Below are 17759 nucleotides of genomic sequence, written 5' to 3'. Positions count from 1 at the left end.
GAACCACCGTAGGTTTTTGCCAGAACGGTAGTGATTGCAGCAGTCAGGGTAGTTTTACCGTGGTCAACGTGGCCGATAGTACCAACGTTGACGTGCGGTTTTGTACGTTCAAATTTTTCTTTAGACACGGCTATATTCCTTACTATAGTGCTCTCCCCTTTGGAGAGAGCACGGGACTTAGGTTTTAATCCTGTGGATTATTTACCACGGGCTTCAATTACGGCCTGAGCAACGTTGTTCGGCGCATCATCATACTTCAGGAATTCCATAGTGTATGATGCACGACCTTTGGTCAGAGAACGCAGCTGAGTTGCATATCCGAACATTTCAGACAGCGGAACTTCAGCGTGGATCTTAACGCCAGTTACTTCAGATTCCTGACCACGCAGCATACCGCGACGACGGCTCAAGTCACCGATAACGTCACCGGTGTTCTCTTCAGGAGTTTCTACTTCAACCTTCATGATCGGCTCAAGCAGAACTGGTTTCGCTTTCTTAAAGCCTTCTTTAAAGGCGATAGAAGCTGCCAGTTTAAACGCCAGTTCAGAGGAGTCAACGTCATGGTAAGAACCGAAGTGCAGACGAACACCCATGTCTACTACCGGATAACCAGCCAGTGGACCAGACTTCAGCTGCTCCTGGATACCTTTATCAACGGCAGGGATGTATTCGCCAGGAATTACACCACCTTTGATGTCGTTGATGAACTCGTAACCTTTCGGATTAGAGCCCGGCTCCAGTGGGTACATGTCGATCACAACGTGACCATACTGACCACGACCACCAGACTGCTTAGCGTGTTTACCTTCAACATCGGTAACTTTCTGACGAATCGCTTCGCGATAAGCAACCTGAGGTTTACCTACGTTAGCTTCAACGTTGAATTCACGCTTCATACGGTCAACGATGATGTCCAGGTGCAGTTCACCCATACCGGCGATGATGGTCTGGTTAGATTCTTCATCAGTCCATACGCGGAATGATGGGTCTTCTTTAGCCAGACGGCCCAGAGCCAGACCCATTTTTTCCTGGTCAGCTTTGGTTTTTGGTTCAACGGCGATAGAGATTACCGGCTCTGGGAACTCCATGCGCTCCAGAATGATTGGGTGATCTGGGTTACACAGGGTATCACCAGTAGTCACGTCTTTCAGACCGATAGCAGCAGCGATGTCGCCCGCACGAACTTCTTTGATCTCTTCACGTTTGTTCGCGTGCATCTGTACGATACGACCGAAACGCTCACGTGCAGCTTTCACGGAGTTCAGGATGGTGTCACCGGAGTTAACCACACCAGAGTACACGCGGAAGAACGTCAGGTTACCCACGAACGGGTCGGTAGCGATTTTGAACGCCAGAGCAGCAAACGGCTCGTCATCACTTGCGTGACGCTCAGCCGGCGTGTCTTTACCGTCGTCCAGGATACCGTTGATCGCAGGAACGTCTACCGGGGATGGCAGGTAGTCAACTACCGCATCCAGCATCGCCTGAACACCTTTGTTCTTGAACGCAGAACCACAGGTTACCAGGATGATTTCGTTGTTAAGAACACGCTGACGCAGAGCTTTTTTGATCTCTTCTTCAGTCAGTTCTTCACCACCCAGGTATTTCTCCATCAGGTCTTCTGAAGCTTCAGCAGCGGACTCGATCAGGTTCTGGTGCCATTCGTCAGCCAGGTCCTGCATGTCAGCCGGAATATCTTCATAAGTGAAGGTAACGCCTGCGTCTTCTTCATTCCAGTTGATGGCTTTCATTTTCACCAGGTCGATAACACCGGTGAAACCTTCTTCAGCACCAATTGCCAGCTGCAGCGGAACAGGGTTCGCGCCCAGACGGGATTTGATCTGACCAACAACTTTCAGGAAGTTCGCACCCATACGGTCCATTTTGTTAACGAACGCAATGCGTGGAACTTTATATTTGTTTGCCTGACGCCATACGGTTTCAGACTGTGGCTGAACACCACCAACTGCGCAGTAAACCATTACCGCACCATCAAGAACACGCATGGAACGTTCTACTTCGATAGTGAAGTCAACGTGGCCCGGGGTGTCGATGATGTTTACGCGATGCGGTTCATACTGCTTAGCCATACCAGACCAGAATGCAGTAGTCGCTGCAGAGGTGATGGTAATACCACGCTCCTGCTCCTGCTCCATCCAGTCCATGGTAGCGGCGCCGTCATGAACTTCACCGATTTTGTGGTTTACACCGGTGTAGAACAGAATACGTTCGGTGGTAGTGGTTTTACCGGCGTCGATGTGCGCACTGATACCAATGTTACGGTAGCGTGCGATGGGTGTTGTACGAGCCATTTGATTCCTCGTTTATCTTTTTAGGCGTTCAGTTAAGTAACCCAAAGCGGGCTGCTTCGCTGAAGCGCCCGCCTGGTGACTAATACTCCGAAGGGATTACCAACGGTAGTGTGCGAACGCCTTGTTGGCTTCTGCCATACGGTGAACGTCTTCACGTTTCTTAACTGCAGTACCTTTGTTGTCTGCAGCATCAGAAAGTTCGTTCGCCAGACGCAGAGCCATGGATTTATCACCGCGTTTACGAGCAGCTTCAACGATCCAACGCATTGCCAGAGCATTACGACGAACCGGACGAACTTCAACTGGTACCTGATAAGTAGAACCACCAACGCGGCGAGACTTAACTTCTACAGTCGGGCGCACGTTGTCGAGAGCGACTTCGAAAGCTTCCAGTTCATTTTTACCAGAACGCTGAGCCAGGGTCTCCAGCGCGCTGTATACGATTGCTTCTGCAGTAGATTTTTTACCATCTACCATCAGGATATTTACAAATTTTGCCAGCAGTTCTGATCCGAATTTCGGATCTGGAAGAATTTTACGCTGACCAATGACGCGACGACGTGGCATGGGAATACTCCGTTGTTAATTCAGGATTGTCCAAAACTCTAAGAGTTTAGTGTGACATTAAGATAAATCAGTTTGGCCTTACTTAACGGAGAACCATTAAGCCTTAGGACGTTTCACGCCGTATTTGGAGCGAGATTGCTTACGGTCTTTAACGCCGGAGCAGTCAAGCGCACCACGAACGGTGTGGTAACGAACACCCGGGAGGTCTTTTACACGACCGCCACGGATCAGGATCACGGAGTGCTCCTGCAGGTTGTGACCTTCACCACCGATGTAGGAAGTCACTTCAAAACCGTTGGTCAAACGCACACGGCATACTTTACGCAGTGCGGAGTTTGGTTTCTTAGGAGTGGTGGTATATACACGAGTACATACGCCACGTTTCTGCGGGCAGGCTTCCAGCGCAGGCACGTTGCTTTTTGCAACTTTGCGAGCGCGTGGTTTGCGTACCAGCTGGTTAACTGTTGCCATTAAATAGCTCCTGGTTTTAGCTTTTGCTTCGTAAACACGTAATAAAACGACCTCATACAATATGAGGACGCGAAATTTTAGGGCTACGTCGAAAAGGTGTCAAGAATTATACAGCGATCTCAGATCACCAGTTCAGTTGGCCGGTGTGCTGAATGGCCAGATTGACGAAATCAGTATAGCTAACCACGTCAATTTTGGTTGAAATTTGACCAGAGAGACCGCGTGCATCGATGTCATCTTTAAGCGCTGAGACAGAGATGGGGGCATTGCAGAGAATATCAACAAAACGGCTGCCTTCTACTGCCGCCAGAACGCCATCCTGAATAAGCAGCACGGCATCGCCCTCTCGCAGCATGTTTAACAGGCTCTCGATGTCGCAGTGCCAGGGGGAGTGGCTCAGGGTATGGAGCATGACCGCCTCAGAATGTCAGTATGGTGTCGTAATGGGAAAGCTGTTCACGCAGTAACGCCGGTGCGAGTACGGTAGCGTCCAGAACAAAGGGCGTGCTCTCATTCAGGCCACGCGCCTGCAGGGAAGCCGCACAAACGTAGAACGTTTCGATGTCATACAGCGGCAGGACTTTAAATGTCGCGATGTAATCGCGCGCCAGCACCACCTGCGGCTGCTGACCGGCAAGCAGCTGAAACACGCCGTCGCCAATGAAGAAAACACCGATCTCTTCCGTCAGCGCAGAAGTAGCCAGTAACGCATCCAGCCCTTCCCTTCCGGAAGCACTGCCATGCGGGGCAGAATTAAATACAAACGCAACGCGGTTCATCAGAATTGCACCATCCGGTCGCAGGTTAATGCAGCCTGAGCCAGCGCCCCGAGGCCGCTGAGGGAAAAGCCGTCATTAAGATTCGCAGCCGGCAAGCCCAGGCGTTGCGCTTCGTTCGCATCGCTCACGCCCCGACGTAGCGCCGCCGCCACGCAGATATGCAGGTCAACGCCGTGCTCCTGGTTCAGCGCCTGCCAGGCACGCACAAGATCGAACTCGTCTGATGCCGGCGACGTCAGCTGGTTAGCGTTATATACGCCTTCCCGATAAAAAAAGACGCTGACAAGCTCATGACCGGCCGCCAGCAGTGCGCGGGCAAACTGCAACGCGTTGCTGGCCTGCTGTGTACCGTACGCCGGGCCTGTCACCATGAGTGTAAAACGCATTACTTCTCTTGCCCCAGGAAATCGCCGCTTTTGAACTGACGGATGTAGAGATAGACCGTGTGCTTGGAGATATTGAGGCGATCGGCCACCTGGTTAATAGCGTCTTTAATATCGAAGATGCCTTTTTCATAGAGGTTAAGCACGATCTGACGATTCTTGGCATTGTTAGAGACATTGCGATCGGCGTTAACTTCTTCGATGGTGAATTCCAGCGTCTGGGTGACGAGATCTTCAACGGAGGAGGCAAAGTTGACAGAGGATCCGACATCCGGCGTTTCTGGCGGAATAAACGTGCTCATGATCTGGGAGAACGGCACATCAAGGTTCATGTTGATGCACAGTAAGCCAATCACGCGATGGTCACGGTTGCGGATGGCGATGGTCACGGACTTCATGAGAACGCCGCTCTTCGCGCGGGTGAAATAGCATTTGGAGACGCTGCTGTCCGCGCCGGTCATGTCGTGCAGCATACGCAGTGCAAGGTCGGTGATCGGCGAGCCAATTTTACGGCCAGTATGCTCACCATTGGCAATGCGGATGGCAGAACATTTCAGATCTTGCAGGGAGTGCAAAACGATTTCGCAGTGGGACCCAATGAGCATCGCTAACCCGTCCACTACCGCTTCGTAGGATTTCAGAATATCGAAATCGGTCTGATCGAAAGGACGTTGATCCAGCAAATCAAGTTCGCTGGTTTCGTTGGTTAAAAGCGACCTGGTCATGAAAAAAACACTCCTTTTCAGGAGCCTGTCGGTAGGTTTTCAGGGCAGGCTCATTATTTACACGGGCAATTAAATTAATACAGCGTAGGTAGCGCTTCCAGTGTTAATTATATCTGCACCACAATAAAAAAACCGCCGCTTCAGGGGCGGCGGTTTTTACCGGTTTACTTCTTGGTGGCTTCTGCCGGCGCTTCTGGCTTTGCGTCAGGCTTAGCATCCGCTTTCGGCGCTGGCTTGATGTCCAGCAGCTCTACGTCGAATACCAGCGTGGAGTTAGCCGGGATACCCGGGACGCCAGTTTTGCCATAAGCCAGATCCGGTGGGATGACCAGCTTGATTTTACCGCCTTTCTTGATGTTCTTCAGGCCTTCAGTCCAGCCAGGAATAACCCCATCCAGACGGAAGGAGAGCGGCTCACCACGGGTGTAAGAGTTATCGAATTCTTTACCGTCGGTCAGCGTACCTTTGTAGTTAACAACAACGGTATCACTGTCCTTCGGTGCGTCGCCGGTACCTTCTTTCTCTACTTTGTAGACCAGGCCAGTAGGAGAGGTTTTCGCGCCTTTCTCTTTAGCGAAAGCGTCACGGTAGGTTTTGCCTTTCGTTTCGTTCTCAGACGCGTCTTTCTCCATCTTCTCCTGCGCTGCGCCTTTCACGCGCGCTTCGAAAGCCTGCAGAGTCTGCTCGATTTCCTGGTCAGACAGTTTGCTCTTGTCCGCAAACGCATCCTGAACGCCCGCGATCAGCTGAGCCTGGTCCAGTTTGATGCCCAGTTTTTCCTGCTCTTTCAGAGAGTTTTCCATGTAACGGCCCAGAGATGCGCCCAGTGCGTAGGCTGATTTCTGGTCGTCATTTTTGAACGCCGCATTGCTGTCAGCAGTCGCAGCAGGTTTCGCAGCAGTATCAGCAGCGAAAGTCAGCGGCGCATGCAGAGCGACAGCCATCGTGGTCGCCAGCAGCGTTACTTTAAACAGTGATTTCATCCATTTCTCCAGGGCCGGGGACTCTCACCCCGTGTTAAGCGTAAATGAGTAGCGTACTATAAAACGTTGAGGAACAAATCTACAGGTAGACACCCCTGATTAGCACCACATTTCAGACTATTTTTGTTTAAATTAGTTTCGCAGCAATGGGATGTTTACTGCGCGCGGGGATAATCTCGGGTAATATTCGCCGCCGCCAGCCCCGGTCGGGGTTAAAGAGACAAACGAGGTGAATCATGCAGAATACAGAAATGGAAGCGCGTCTGGCTGAGCTTGAAAGCCGTCTGGCTTTTCAGGAGATCACCATCGATGAGCTGAATCAGACCGTCACCGCACACGAACTGGAAATGGCCAAGCTGCGGGATCTGCTGCGTCTGTTAACCGAAAAAGTGAAAGCGTCGCAGGCCTCGCACATCGCGTCGCAGTCAGAAGAGACGCCGCCGCCCCACTATTAAGACGTAAAAAAAGCGGGAATATCCCGCTTTTTTGCGCTTAAGGCGTAACGATTAGTGGCAACCGCAGCCGCCGTTACCGCCGCAACCGCCTTTACCGTGGTCGTGACCATGGTCGTGATCGTGGCCGTGACCGCCGCAGCAGCCGTCGTGACCGTGATCGTGGTCATGACCGTGCGCGCCGTGAACGTGGCCGTGAGCCAGCTCTTCTTCAGTGGCTTCGCGGATGGCAACTACTTCAACGTTGAATTTCAGATTCTGGCCAGCCAGCATGTGGTTGCCGTCAACCACAACGTGGTCGTCTTCAACTTCAGTGATTTCTACTGGAACCGGACCCTGGTCAGTTTCAGCCAGGAAACGCATGCCAACCTGCAGCTCGTCAACGCCCATGAAGACGTCTTTAGGAACACGCTGCACCAGGTTTTCATCGTACTGACCGTAAGCGTCGTTAGACGCAACTTCTACGTCAAATTTGTCGCCAACTTCATGACCGTTCAACGCGTTTTCCAGACCGGAAATCAGGGAACCGTGACCGTGCAGGTAGTCCAGCGGCGCACTCACCGGAGACTCATCAACCAACACACCGTCTTCTGTACGTACCTGATAGGCCAGGCTGACCACCAGGTCTTTTGCTACTTTCATGATATCTCCTGAGCGTGGGAAAATTGCTGGCGCAGATTGTAGCCGAATTCTGCACCCGTGTACCCTTTAGCTTAAAAAAACTCGGGACATATCGCTAGTCCGGATGAAAAATGCCGATCACTTGTTCTTCTTTGCGAACGTGCTCGCGCGCCTCTTTATCGGCCTCACGCATCTGGTGCCCGCACTTAACACACTCAACAATATCGATATTGTTCTCACGCCACATGGCCAGTGAATCCTGAGCCTGACAGGCCGGGCATTTCGCGCCGGCGATAAAACGTTTACGTACCGCCATTCTCTACCTCGTTATTCAAACTCATCCCAGCCATCCAGCTGCCGACGCTCCTGCTGCATCTCTCGCTGGAAAATCTCTTCCAGCTCACGACGCGCCTCCCGTACGCGGGAGATCTGCACCGTATCGGTATGCACCGGCATCAGCTCGCGCAGCATGCGCATATCCAGACGACGAAAATGTAACTGCGCGCGCTGGGCCTGATGCGGATGCATCCCCAGCGTCACTAATGTTTTACGCCCCAGCTCCAGCGCACTGGAGAAGGTCTCGCGGGTAAAATACTTTACCCCGGCCTGGAGCAGCTCGTGTGCCTCAACACGTCCTCGCGCACGGGCAAGAATATGCAGATGCGGAAAATGCTGCTGGCAGATCTCCACCAGCTTCATGGTGTCTTCAGGATCGTTACAGGTGATGACGATCGACTCTGCCGCCTCTGCCCCTGCGGAGCGCAGAAGTTCGACCTGAGTGGCATCACCGTAATAGACCTTGTAACCGTATTTTCGCATCAGGTTGACCGCGCTGATGTCGCGCTCCAGCACCGTCACGCGCTTTTTATTCGCCATCAGCAGACGCCCGATGACCTGACCAAAACGTCCGAAGCCCACTACAATCACCTGGGGTTTATCATCTTCCACCCACGGGGCTTCATGCTCATCTTCCGGGGCATTGATGCGGCGGGATAACTGCTTATCGATAAGCTTCATCAACAGCGGGGTAGTCATCATCGACAGCGTAACGGTCACCAGCAGCAAGGCCATCTGATCATGCTGGAACAATCTCTGGGATGATGCTGTGGAGAAGAGCACAAAAGCAAACTCTCCCCCCTGGCTCAGCACCCCGGCAAGCTGTGCCCGCTCCGTCTGACGCAAACCGTAAACCCGCGCCAGTACGTAGAGCACCAGCATTTTGACCGCCACCAGCACGACAACACTCATCACGACCCACAGGATATGGGTGTAGAGCACGCCAAGATTCAGCGCCATGCCGACAGAGATAAAGAACAGCCCTAACAGCAGCCCTTTAAAGGGATCGATGGCAATTTCCAGTTCGTGCCGGTACTCACTCTCCGCCAGCAGCACGCCCGCAATGAAGGTGCCCAGCGCCATCGACAGCCCCAGCGCATCCATAAACAGCGCCGAGCCCAGCACCAGCAGCAGCGTCGCGGCGGTAAACACTTCCCGCACCCCGGACGCCGCAATAAAGCGGAACACCGGACGGAGCAGATAGCGCCCGCCCACCAGCATGCCGGCGAAGGCCAGCACCTTCATGCCGATCTTCATCCAGTCGAAATGTTCATCTCCCGACCCCGCCAGCAGCGGAACCAGGGCCAGCGCCGGGATCACCGCCAGATCCTGGAACAGCAGGATCGAGAAGCCCAGCTGTCCCGCCTCGCTGCGGTTCATGCCCTTATCGCGCATCAGCTGTAACGCCATCGCCGTGGAGGACATCGCCAGACCAATCCCGCCGACCACCGCGGCCTGCCATGAGAACTGGGTCAGCATCAGGAGTCCGCCGAGGATCACCGCGCTGCACAGCACCTGCGCGGCGCCAACGCCGAAGATAGAGCGCCGCAGCTGCCAGAGCTTCGCCGGGTTCAGCTCGAGGCCGATGATAAACATCAGAAAGACGACGCCCAGCTCCGAGAAATGCAGGATTTCGTCCACGTCGCTGATGAACCCCAGCCCCCATGGGCCGATGGCAATACCCGCCAGCAGATAACCGAGCACCGCGCCAATCCCCAGACGCGACGCCAGCGGCACCGCCACCACCGCGGCGAGCAGGAACAACACCCCTGCCAGCAAAAGATCTGAGCCTTCCATCAGTGGCCTCCCGTCAGCGTTGGCGCTGCCAGCCAGTCGCCGTACGCTCTTGCATGGCTGGCGAGCTCGTCCTGAGGCTGCCGACGAGCCCAGTAAACGACGATCGGGCTCAGCCAGTGCATGCGGCACATGGCCGCCGTCAGCTCGAACGGGCGTAAAATATCGTTCATTGAATAGCGGTTAAGCCCATCGTGGCGGTAAGCACTCTCCGGCTCGCCGGTGGTAATGACGTTCCGCCAGTACTTTCCCGCCAGCTGGTTTCCTCCCGGGCCACTGGAAAACCCGCGGCTCAGCACGCGATCCAGCCACTCCTTCAGCAGCGCCGGGCAGCTGTAGGTATAGAGCGGATGCTGGAACACGATAACGTCGTGCTGGCGCAGCAGCTCCTGTTCACGAGGGATATCGATAAAAAAATCGGGGTAGTGCGCGTAGAGATCGTGCACCGTCACATTACTGAGCTGTAATGCCGGTTGTAGCAAAACCCGGTTGGCGACCGAGTCCTGAGACTCCGGATGGGCATACAGCAGCAGCACTTTTGCTGTCTGGGACATCATTCCTCTCCCGGGTCGTCATCACTGTTATTTTGGGCTACCATGGCACACCCACGCGGCGCGTGGCGGCACATTTAACCTGATTATAATGACAACTTAACATAGTCGGAACATACGGCGCTCTATGATTGTTTTCTCCTCATTACAAATTCGTCGCGGCGTACGTGTCCTGCTGGACAACGCTACAGCCACCATCAACCCGGGCCAGAAAGTGGGCCTGGTGGGCAAAAACGGCTGTGGTAAATCCACGTTACTGTCATTGCTGAAAAACGAAATCACTGCCGACGGCGGTAACTTCACCTACCCTGGCAACTGGCAGCTGGCCTGGGTAAACCAGGAGACGCCAGCCCTGAGCGTCCCGGCGATGGACTATGTTATCGACGGCGACCGGGAGTACCGCAAGCTCGAAGCCGAACTGCACGCCGCCAACGAACGTAACGACGGTCATGCGATCGCCACCGTACACGGCAAACTCGACGCCATTGATGCCTGGACCATCCGCTCCCGCGCCGCCAGCCTGCTGCACGGTCTGGGGTTCAGCAACGAGCAGCTGGAGCGTCCGGTAAGTGATTTCTCCGGTGGCTGGCGCATGCGCCTTAACCTGGCCCAGGCGCTGATCTGCCGCTCTGACCTGCTGCTGCTTGATGAACCGACTAACCACCTCGATCTGGATGCGGTCATCTGGCTGGAAAAGTGGCTGAAGAGCTATCAGGGCACGCTGATCCTGATCTCCCACGACCGCGACTTCCTCGATCCGGTGGTGGACAAAATTATTCATATCGAACAGGAAACCATGTTCGAGTACACCGGCAACTACAGCTCGTTTGAGCGTCAGCGTGCGGTCCGTCTCTCCCAGCAACAGGCGATGTACGAAAGCCAGCAGCAGCGCGTGGCGCACCTGCAGAGCTTTGTCGATCGCTTCAAGGCGAAGGCGTCAAAAGCTAAACAGGCTCAGAGCCGCATTAAGATGCTGGAACGCATGGAGATGATTGCCCCGGCGCACGTCGACAACCCGTTCCACTTTAGCTTCCGGGCCCCGGAAAGCCTGCCCAACCCGCTGCTGAAAATGGAAAAGGTCAGCGCCGGCTATGGCGATCGCATTATCCTGGATTCTATCAAGCTCAACCTGGTGCCGGGTTCCCGTATCGGTCTGCTCGGGCGCAATGGCGCCGGTAAATCGACGCTGATTAAGCTGCTGGCGGGCGAGCTTGCGCCTGTGCGTGGCGACATCGGTCTGGCGAAGGGCATTAAGCTCGGCTACTTCGCCCAGCATCAGCTGGAATTTTTACGCGCTGATGAATCACCGCTGCAGCACCTGGCGCGTCTGGCCCCGCAGGAGCTGGAGCAGAAGCTGCGTGATTATCTGGGCGGCTTCGGTTTCCAGGGCGATAAAGTCAGCGAGAATACCGAACGCTTCTCCGGCGGCGAAAAAGCCCGTCTGGTGCTGGCGCTGATCGTCTGGCAGCGCCCTAACCTGCTCCTGCTCGATGAACCGACTAACCACCTCGATCTCGACATGCGTCAGGCGCTGACCGAAGCGTTAATCGAATTCGAAGGCGCGCTGGTGGTCGTTTCGCACGACCGTCACCTGCTGCGCTCCACCACCGACGATCTCTATCTGGTGCATGACGGCAAAGTCGAGCCGTTCGATGGCGATCTGGAAGATTATCAGCAGTGGCTGAGCGACATTCAGAAGCAGGAAAGCCAGCCTGTGGAAGGGGCTAAAGAGAACGTCAACAGCGCCCAGGCCCGTAAGGATCAGAAGCGTCGCGAAGCAGAGCTGCGCACCCAAACCCAGCCGCTGCGTAAAGAGATTACCCGTCTGGAAAAAGAGATGGAGAAGCTCAACGCCACGCTTGCCACCGTGGAAGAGAAGCTCGGTGACAGCGGCCTGTACGACCAGAGCCGCAAAGCCGAACTGACAGAGTGTCTGCAGGTTCAGGCAAAAGCCAAATCCAGCCTCGAAGAGTGTGAAATGGCCTGGCTCGACGCGCAGGAGCAGCTTGAGGACATGCTCGCATCCCTATGACACAAACAATCCCATCTGATTTCAATTTTCCCCACGACGAGAGCGCGACATTTGTCCCCATGCGCGGCGTGGCGAACCCGCATCTGCAAACCATGCTCCCGCGCCTGCTGCGCCGGAAGTTACAGTTCACGCCCTACTGGCAGCGGCTCGACCTGCCTGATGATGACTTCGTGGATCTCGCCTGGAGTGAAGATCCCTCTCAGGCGCAGCATAAACCGCGACTGGTGGTGTTTCATGGTCTGGAGGGGAGCCTGCACAGCCCTTATGCCCACGGTCTGATCCACGCCGCGAAAGAGCGCGGCTGGCTTGGCGTGGTGATGCATTTTCGCGGCTGCAGCGGCGAACCGAACCGGCAAAAACGGATCTACCACTCCGGCGAGATCGAAGATGGCCGCTGGTTTCTGAACTGGCTGGTGCAGACCCACGCCCCGGCACCCACCGCGGCGGTAGGCTATTCACTGGGCGGCAATATGCTCGCCTGCCTGCTGGCAAAAGAGGGCGATAACGTCCCGCTCGACGCGGCGGTCATTGTCTCTGCGCCGTTCATGCTTGAGCAGTGTAGTTATCATATGGAGAAGGGGTTTTCGCGCGTTTATCAGCGCTATCTGCTGAACTTACTGAAAGCCAACGCCGCCCGTAAGCTCAAGGCCTACCCGGACACGCTGCCTGTCAGCCTTCAGCAGTTGAAACAGGTGCGTCGCCTGCGCGAATTTGACGATCTGATCACCGCGAAAATCCACGGTTTTGCCGATGCTATAGACTACTATCGCCAGTGCAGCGCCATGCCGTTGCTGAATCAAATCACCCGGCCTACGCTGATTATTCATGCGAAAGACGATCCCTTTATGGATCATCACTCGATCCCGGCGCCGGACCATTTACCGGCCAACGTGCAGTATCAACTAACCGAACATGGCGGACACGTGGGCTTTATCGGCGGCACGCTGCGTCGACCGCAGATGTGGCTGGAGACACGTATCCCGGACTGGCTGACCACATATCTGGAAAAGTAAACATGATCATTCCCTGGCAGGATCTGGCTCCCGAAACGCTGGATAATCTGATTGAAAGCTTTGTATTGCGTGAGGGCACAGATTATGGTGAACATGAACGCACGCTTGAAATGAAAGTCGCCGATGTTAAACAGCAGCTTAAAAGCGGTGAGGCCGTTCTGGTGTGGTCCGAACTGCACGAGACGGTGAATATCATGCCCCGTGGTCAGTTTCGCGACTGATCGCACACTCTTTCCACTCAGGGAGTTGCTATGTCCGCCAGACATCCGGTTATTGCCGTTACAGGGTCGAGTGGTGCAGGCACCACCACCACCAGCCTCGCCTTCCGTAAGATCTTCTCGCAACTTCATCTGCGCGCAGCCGAGGTAGAGGGCGACAGCTTTCACCGCTACACCCGTCCTGAGATGGATATGGCAATCCGCAAAGCGCGCGATCTCGGCAAACATATCAGCTACTTTGGCCCCGATGCCAACGACTTTGGCCTGCTGGAGCAGACCTTCGCGGAATACGGACGCAGCGGGACCGGCCAGTCGCGCAAATACCTGCATACCTATGACGAAGCGGTGCCGTGGAACCAGGTGCCGGGTACCTTTACTCCCTGGCAGCCGCTGCCGGAACCCACCGACGTGCTGTTTTATGAAGGTCTGCACGGCGGGGTCGTCACGCCGCAACACGACGTGGCGCGCCATGTCGATCTGCTGGTGGGCGTGGTGCCTATCGTCAACCTGGAGTGGATCCAGAAGCTGACGCGGGATACCAGCGAGCGCGGCCACTCCCGTGAAGCGGTGATGGATTCCGTGGTTCGCTCCATGGAGGATTACATTAACTTCCTCACGCCGCAGTTTTCCCGCACCCATATTAACTTCCAGCGCGTCCCGACCGTGGACACCTCGAACCCGTTTGCGGCAAAAGCCATCCCTTCGCTGGACGAGAGCTTTGTGGTGATCCATTTCCGCAATCTGGACGAGATCGATTACCCCTGGCTGCTGGCGATGCTGCAGGGCTCGTTTATTTCGCACATGAATACGCTGGTGGTGCCGGGCGGCAAGATGGGGCTGGCGATGGAGTTAATCATGACGCCGCTGGTGCAGCGGCTGATGGAAGGCAAGAAGATCGCCTGAGGCTTTTTGCCCGGTGGCGCTGCGCTTACCGGGCCTACAGGATCCGTAGGCCCCGCACTTTACCAGAACTTATGCCTCGATCACTTCATACGAATGGGTAATTTTGACCGCTTTTTCCAGCATCAGCGCCACGGAGCAGTACTTCTCCGCAGAGAGATCCACCGCGCGGGAGACCGCAGCGTCTTTCAGCTCTTTGCCGGTCACCACGAAGTGAAGATTGATATGAGTAAACAGGCGCGGCGCTTCATCCCGGCGTTCTGAGGTCAGCTTTACTTCGCAGTCAGTCACGTCGTGACGGCCTTTTTGCAGAATCGATACCACGTCGATTGCGCTGCATCCACCCGCCGCCATCAGAACCACTTCCATCGGACTTGGCGCTTTGTCACCGGAGTTGCCATCCATCAGTATCTGGTGGCCCGAGGCAGACTCACCGAGAAAGGTTAACCCTTCAACCCATTTCACACGTGCTTGCATTTTTATTAACTCCAGGATTGCATTTTTCCTGTCAGATTACGCGCCAGTAACAATTCTGGCAACGGAAGTCGACCTGCATCAAGCTGAAGCGAGACACCAGGAGACACGCGGCAAAACCTATGCTAAAACAGTCGAGATGCTACAGTAATACATTGACGTTACACATGTATGCAGAGGACATCACACATTACAGGCTGCTAATTATTGTGACAGCCGCTCCCCAGGCAGGGGGAAGAATTCGATTGCAACCCCCAGAGTACAGGTACACAGCCAGACTCTGGAGACAGCTTATAACAGAGGATAACAGCGCATGGTGCTTGGCAAACCGCAAACAGACCCGACTCTCGAATGGTTCTTGTCTCATTGCCATATTCATAAGTACCCATCGAAGAGCACGCTGATTCACCAGGGTGAAAAAGCGGAAACGTTGTATTACATCGTCAAAGGCTCAGTAGCAGTGCTGATCAAAGATGAAGAAGGCAAAGAGATGATCCTCTCTTACCTGAATCAGGGAGACTTTATCGGTGAACTGGGCCTGTTTGAAGAAGGTCAGGAGCGTAGCGCCTGGGTCCGTGCGAAAACCGCGTGTGAAGTGGCTGAGATCTCTTATAAGAAATTCCGCCAGCTGATCCAGGTTAACCCGGATATCCTGATGCGCCTCTCTTCGCAGATGGCTCGCCGTCTGCAGGTCACTTCCGAGAAAGTGGGCAACCTCGCCTTCCTGGACGTGACGGGCCGTATCGCTCAGACTCTGCTGAACCTGGCGAAACAGCCAGACGCCATGACCCACCCGGACGGTATGCAAATTAAAATCACCCGTCAGGAAATTGGTCAGATCGTCGGATGTTCTCGTGAGACGGTGGGTCGTATTCTGAAAATGCTGGAAGATCAGAACCTGATTTCCGCCCACGGTAAAACCATCGTGGTTTACGGAACACGTTAATTCCACTCAGACGGCGTGGCATCGCACGATGACACGCCGTTTTTGTCTCTCTCACCCATGTGGCGCAGGCTCATCTATCACCCGGAAGTTAACTACGCACTGCGGCAAACCCTGGTGCTGTGTCTCCCTGTGGCTGTGGGTTTAGTTCTCGGTTATCTGCAATACGGTCTGCTGTTCTCCCTCGTCCCCGCCTGCTGCAACATTGCTGGCCTCGACACGCCCCATAAACGCTTTTTTAAACGCCTGATTATTGGCGGCTCGCTGTTTGCCGGCTGTAGCCTGGCCGTGCAGCTGTTGCTGGCGCGCGATATTCCGCTGCCCCTCATTCTGACGGTGCTGGCGATGACGTTAGGGGTCACGGCAGAGATCAGCGCCCTGCATGCCCGCCTGCTGCCCGCCTCGCTGATTGCCGCCATCTTTACCCTGAGCCTGGCGGGAAATATGCCGATCTGGGCGCCGCTGCTCATCTACGCGCTGGGCACCCTGTGGTACGGGCTGTTCAACTGGTTCTGGTTCTGGATGTGGCGCGAGCAGCCGCTGCGTGAATCCCTGAGCGTGCTTTATCGCCAGCTGGCTGATTACTGCGAAGCCAAATACACCCTGCTGACCCAGCATACCGACCCTGAAAAATCGTTACCGCCGCTGCTGGCCCGCCAGCAGAAGGTGGTCGACCTGATTAGCCAGTGTTATCAGCAGTTGCACATGCTTGCCGCGAACAAAAATCATGAATACAAGCGGCTGCTGCGTACCTTCCAGGTGGGGCTGGATCTGCAGGAGCACATCTCCGTCAGCCTGCATCATCCGAAGGAGGTGCAAACGCTGGTGGAGCGCAGCCACGCCGAAGCGGTGATCCGCTGGAACGCCCTGACCGTCGCCGCCCGTCTGCGCGTGCTGGCGGATGACATTCTCTATCATCGCTATCCCACCCGCTTCAACATGGACAAGCAGCTTGGCGCGCTGGAAAAAATCGCCCGCCAGCACCCGGATAACCCGGTGGGCCAGTTCTGCGCATGGCACTTCAGCCGTATTGCCCGCGTGCTCCGCACTCAACGTCCGCTCTATCCGCGCGATCTGATGGCGGACAAGCAGAAGCGCCTGCCGCTGATCCCCGCCCTGAGAAGCTATCTGTCGCTTAAATCTGCCGCTCTGCGTAACGCGGCCCGCATCAGCGTGATGCTGAGTATCGCCAGCCTGATGGGCGTGGCGCTGCATCTGCCTAAGCCTTACTGGATCTTAATGACCGTCCTGCTGGTGACGCAAAACGGCTACAGCGCCACGCGGGTACGCATTCTCCACCGGGCGGCCGGTACCCTGGCGGGGCTGGTTATTGCCGGCGTTACCCTGCACTTCCACGTTCCGGAAGGCTACACCCTGGCGGGGATGCTGATGGTCACCCTGGTAAGTTATCTGTTCATTCGTAAGAACTACGGCTGGGCGACGGTGGGCTTCACGGTGACCGCCGTGTACACCCTTCAGCTGATCACGCTGAACGGGGAGCAGTTTATTATCGCCCGACTGGCCGACACCCTGATTGGCTGTTTAATCGCTTTCGGCGGGATGGTATGGCTGTGGCCGCAATGGCAAAGCGGGCTGCTGCGCCAGAACGCCCACGACGCGCTGGAGGCCGATCAGGAGGCCATCCGCCTGATCCTCAGCGACGATCCGCAACCCACACCGCTGGCGTGGCAGCGCATGAAGGTTAACCAGGCGCACAACGCGCTGTTCAACTCCCTGAATCAGGCGATGCAGGAGCCGGGCTTCAATTCAGCCTATCTGGCGGATATGCGACTGTGGGTGACGCACAGCCAGTTTATCGTCGAACATATCAATGCGATGACGACGCTGGCGCGGGAGCATACGATGCTGACGCCCGATCTGGCGCAGCGGTATCTGCAGTCGTGTGAAATTGCGCTTCAGCGCTGTCAGCAGCGTCTGGAGTATGACGCGCCGGGGGAGAGCGGAGACAGTAATATTCTGGAAGCGCCAGAGACCCTGACACACGGCCCCATGAGCACGCTGGAACAGCATCTGCAGCGTATTCTGGGGCATCTGAATACCATGCACACCATTTCGTCGGTGGCGTGGCGCCAGCGCCCGCATCACGGTATCTGGTTGATCCGGCGGCTGAAACGCACGCCGTATTAATTGCCGGGTGGGGCTGCGCTTACCCGGCCTACAAATCCGTAGGCCCGTGCAAGCGCA

At 55.4% G+C, this 17759-nt stretch carries 21 protein-coding genes; 7 read left to right on the top strand and 14 right to left on the bottom strand.

Annotated elements, in window-relative coordinates; translation table 11 throughout:
- The 9 genes from FFB58_RS19785 to fkpA all read right to left on the bottom strand — a co-directional run.
- Window positions 1-128 (bottom strand): GTP-binding protein (locus FFB58_RS19785; protein ID WP_016197641.1); only part of this gene is annotated, 128 nt, incomplete at its 3' end.
- A gap of 69 nt (window positions 129-197) precedes the next feature.
- Window positions 198-2312 carry an elongation factor G gene (gene fusA / locus FFB58_RS19780; RefSeq protein WP_138370786.1) on the bottom strand — a complete coding sequence of 705 codons (2115 nt, stop codon included), beginning with the start codon at window positions 2310-2312 and terminating at the stop codon, window positions 198-200.
- 96 nt (window positions 2313-2408) lie between these two features.
- Window positions 2409-2879, bottom strand: coding sequence for a 30S ribosomal protein S7 (gene rpsG, locus FFB58_RS19775; RefSeq protein ID WP_004106370.1), 471 nt, complete (start codon window positions 2877-2879; stop codon window positions 2409-2411).
- 96 nt (window positions 2880-2975) lie between these two features.
- On the bottom strand, window positions 2976-3350 hold the full coding sequence (gene rpsL, locus FFB58_RS19770; RefSeq protein ID WP_003023654.1) for a 30S ribosomal protein S12: 375 nt from the start codon (window positions 3348-3350) through the stop codon (window positions 2976-2978).
- Window positions 3351-3474: 124 nt separating this feature from the next.
- Entirely contained in the window at window positions 3475-3762 is a 288-nt protein-coding gene (tusB, locus tag FFB58_RS19765; protein ID WP_138370785.1) for a sulfurtransferase complex subunit TusB, read from the bottom strand.
- Window positions 3763-3769: 7 nt separating this feature from the next.
- Window positions 3770-4129 (bottom strand): sulfurtransferase complex subunit TusC, encoded by a 360-nt coding sequence (tusC, locus tag FFB58_RS19760; protein WP_138370784.1) that lies wholly within the window; start codon window positions 4127-4129, stop codon window positions 3770-3772.
- Complete coding sequence (gene tusD, locus FFB58_RS19755; RefSeq protein WP_138370783.1) at window positions 4129-4515, bottom strand: sulfurtransferase complex subunit TusD; 387 nt, start codon at window positions 4513-4515, stop codon at window positions 4129-4131. Before tusD ends, tusC begins: the two co-directional genes overlap by 1 nt.
- Window positions 4515-5237: a transcriptional regulator gene (locus FFB58_RS19750; RefSeq protein ID WP_039031549.1), complete on the bottom strand. Its 723-nt coding sequence runs from the start codon at window positions 5235-5237 to the stop codon at window positions 4515-4517. Before FFB58_RS19750 ends, tusD begins: the two co-directional genes overlap by 1 nt.
- Window positions 5238-5401: 164 nt before the next feature.
- Window positions 5402-6220 (bottom strand): FKBP-type peptidyl-prolyl cis-trans isomerase, encoded by an 819-nt coding sequence (fkpA, locus tag FFB58_RS19745; protein WP_039031548.1) that lies wholly within the window; start codon window positions 6218-6220, stop codon window positions 5402-5404.
- Between the two features lie 236 nt (window positions 6221-6456).
- Between fkpA and FFB58_RS19740 the strand changes: the two genes are divergently transcribed.
- The gene (locus tag FFB58_RS19740; protein ID WP_039031547.1) at window positions 6457-6675 is read left to right on the top strand and encodes a protein SlyX; all 219 of its coding nucleotides are present in this window, start codon (window positions 6457-6459) and stop codon (window positions 6673-6675) included.
- Between the two features lie 51 nt (window positions 6676-6726).
- Here the strand turns inward: FFB58_RS19740 and slyD are convergent, their stop codons facing one another.
- From slyD to kefG, 4 genes are all read right to left on the bottom strand, one after another.
- Window positions 6727-7314 (bottom strand): peptidylprolyl isomerase, encoded by a 588-nt coding sequence (slyD, locus tag FFB58_RS19735; RefSeq protein ID WP_039031546.1) that lies wholly within the window; start codon window positions 7312-7314, stop codon window positions 6727-6729.
- A 94-nt stretch (window positions 7315-7408) separates the two neighbouring features.
- On the bottom strand, window positions 7409-7609 hold the full coding sequence (locus FFB58_RS19730) for a YheV family putative zinc ribbon protein (RefSeq protein ID WP_039031545.1): 201 nt from the start codon (window positions 7607-7609) through the stop codon (window positions 7409-7411).
- Window positions 7610-7620: 11 nt separating this feature from the next.
- Complete coding sequence (kefB, locus tag FFB58_RS19725) at window positions 7621-9426, bottom strand: glutathione-regulated potassium-efflux system protein KefB (protein ID WP_039031544.1); 1806 nt, start codon at window positions 9424-9426, stop codon at window positions 7621-7623.
- Window positions 9426-9977, bottom strand: coding sequence for a glutathione-regulated potassium-efflux system ancillary protein KefG (gene kefG, locus FFB58_RS19720; RefSeq protein WP_039031556.1), 552 nt, complete (start codon window positions 9975-9977; stop codon window positions 9426-9428). The genes kefB and kefG overlap by 1 nt, the downstream gene beginning before the upstream one ends.
- Before the next feature lie 124 nt (window positions 9978-10101).
- Here kefG and FFB58_RS19715 point away from each other — a divergent pair, with 124 nt between their 5' ends.
- The 4 genes from FFB58_RS19715 to FFB58_RS19700 are packed head-to-tail and all read left to right on the top strand — an operon-like array spanning window position 10102 to window position 14140.
- Window positions 10102-12006 carry an ABC transporter ATP-binding protein gene (locus FFB58_RS19715; protein WP_138370781.1) on the top strand — a complete coding sequence of 635 codons (1905 nt, stop codon included), beginning with the start codon at window positions 10102-10104 and terminating at the stop codon, window positions 12004-12006.
- Entirely contained in the window at window positions 12003-13019 is a 1017-nt protein-coding gene (locus FFB58_RS19710; protein ID WP_138370780.1) for a hydrolase, read from the top strand. Before FFB58_RS19715 ends, FFB58_RS19710 begins: the two co-directional genes overlap by 4 nt.
- Before the next feature lie 2 nt (window positions 13020-13021).
- Entirely contained in the window at window positions 13022-13240 is a 219-nt protein-coding gene (locus FFB58_RS19705; RefSeq protein WP_039031541.1) for a YheU family protein, read from the top strand.
- 30 nt (window positions 13241-13270) lie between these two features.
- Window positions 13271-14140 carry a phosphoribulokinase gene (locus FFB58_RS19700; protein ID WP_039031540.1) on the top strand — a complete coding sequence of 290 codons (870 nt, stop codon included), beginning with the start codon at window positions 13271-13273 and terminating at the stop codon, window positions 14138-14140.
- A 69-nt stretch (window positions 14141-14209) separates the two neighbouring features.
- Here FFB58_RS19700 and FFB58_RS19695 read toward each other — a convergent pair whose 3' ends face one another.
- Window positions 14210-14614 (bottom strand): OsmC family protein, encoded by a 405-nt coding sequence (locus FFB58_RS19695; protein ID WP_039031539.1) that lies wholly within the window; start codon window positions 14612-14614, stop codon window positions 14210-14212.
- Between the two features lie 310 nt (window positions 14615-14924).
- Between FFB58_RS19695 and crp the strand changes: the two genes are divergently transcribed.
- Window positions 14925-15557 carry a cAMP-activated global transcriptional regulator CRP gene (gene crp, locus FFB58_RS19690; RefSeq protein WP_000242758.1) on the top strand — a complete coding sequence of 211 codons (633 nt, stop codon included), beginning with the start codon at window positions 14925-14927 and terminating at the stop codon, window positions 15555-15557.
- Window positions 15558-15614: 57 nt separating this feature from the next.
- Entirely contained in the window at window positions 15615-17702 is a 2088-nt protein-coding gene (locus FFB58_RS19685) for a YccS/YhfK family putative transporter (protein ID WP_039031538.1), read from the top strand.
- Window positions 17703-17759 lie beyond the last annotated feature (57 nt).

This window comes from Enterobacter sp. MF024 (assembly GCF_005843915.1).
In the GTDB taxonomy this organism is placed as follows: domain Bacteria; phylum Pseudomonadota; class Gammaproteobacteria; order Enterobacterales; family Enterobacteriaceae; genus Enterobacter; species Enterobacter barmai.
This window is presented reverse-complemented; position numbering and strand designations above follow the sequence as displayed.

What these genes read in the sequence shown, in the direction of transcription:
- fusA (WP_138370786.1), bottom strand. Translation starts at nt 2,312, where the DNA reads ATGGCTCGTACAACACCCATCGCACGCTACCGTAACATTGGTATCAGT.
- rpsG (WP_004106370.1), bottom strand. Translation starts at nt 2,879, where the DNA reads ATGCCACGTCGTCGCGTCATTGGTCAGCGTAAAATTCTTCCAGATCCG.
- rpsL (WP_003023654.1), bottom strand. Translation starts at nt 3,350, where the DNA reads ATGGCAACAGTTAACCAGCTGGTACGCAAACCACGCGCTCGCAAAGTT.
- tusB (WP_138370785.1), bottom strand. Translation starts at nt 3,762, where the DNA reads ATGCTCCATACCCTGAGCCACTCCCCCTGGCACTGCGACATCGAGAGC.
- tusC (WP_138370784.1), bottom strand. Translation starts at nt 4,129, where the DNA reads ATGAACCGCGTTGCGTTTGTATTTAATTCTGCCCCGCATGGCAGTGCT.
- tusD (WP_138370783.1), bottom strand. Translation starts at nt 4,515, where the DNA reads ATGCGTTTTACACTCATGGTGACAGGCCCGGCGTACGGTACACAGCAG.
- FFB58_RS19750 (WP_039031549.1), bottom strand. Translation starts at nt 5,237, where the DNA reads ATGACCAGGTCGCTTTTAACCAACGAAACCAGCGAACTTGATTTGCTG.
- fkpA (WP_039031548.1), bottom strand. Translation starts at nt 6,220, where the DNA reads ATGAAATCACTGTTTAAAGTAACGCTGCTGGCGACCACGATGGCTGTC.
- FFB58_RS19740 (WP_039031547.1), top strand. Translation starts at nt 6,457, where the DNA reads ATGCAGAATACAGAAATGGAAGCGCGTCTGGCTGAGCTTGAAAGCCGT.
- slyD (WP_039031546.1), bottom strand. Translation starts at nt 7,314, where the DNA reads ATGAAAGTAGCAAAAGACCTGGTGGTCAGCCTGGCCTATCAGGTACGT.
- FFB58_RS19730 (WP_039031545.1), bottom strand. Translation starts at nt 7,609, where the DNA reads ATGGCGGTACGTAAACGTTTTATCGCCGGCGCGAAATGCCCGGCCTGT.
- kefB (WP_039031544.1), bottom strand. Translation starts at nt 9,426, where the DNA reads ATGGAAGGCTCAGATCTTTTGCTGGCAGGGGTGTTGTTCCTGCTCGCC.
- kefG (WP_039031556.1), bottom strand. Translation starts at nt 9,977, where the DNA reads ATGTCCCAGACAGCAAAAGTGCTGCTGCTGTATGCCCATCCGGAGTCT.
- FFB58_RS19715 (WP_138370781.1), top strand. Translation starts at nt 10,102, where the DNA reads ATGATTGTTTTCTCCTCATTACAAATTCGTCGCGGCGTACGTGTCCTG.
- FFB58_RS19710 (WP_138370780.1), top strand. Translation starts at nt 12,003, where the DNA reads ATGACACAAACAATCCCATCTGATTTCAATTTTCCCCACGACGAGAGC.
- FFB58_RS19705 (WP_039031541.1), top strand. Translation starts at nt 13,022, where the DNA reads ATGATCATTCCCTGGCAGGATCTGGCTCCCGAAACGCTGGATAATCTG.
- FFB58_RS19700 (WP_039031540.1), top strand. Translation starts at nt 13,271, where the DNA reads ATGTCCGCCAGACATCCGGTTATTGCCGTTACAGGGTCGAGTGGTGCA.
- FFB58_RS19695 (WP_039031539.1), bottom strand. Translation starts at nt 14,614, where the DNA reads ATGCAAGCACGTGTGAAATGGGTTGAAGGGTTAACCTTTCTCGGTGAG.
- crp (WP_000242758.1), top strand. Translation starts at nt 14,925, where the DNA reads ATGGTGCTTGGCAAACCGCAAACAGACCCGACTCTCGAATGGTTCTTG.
- FFB58_RS19685 (WP_039031538.1), top strand. Translation starts at nt 15,615, where the DNA reads ATGTGGCGCAGGCTCATCTATCACCCGGAAGTTAACTACGCACTGCGG.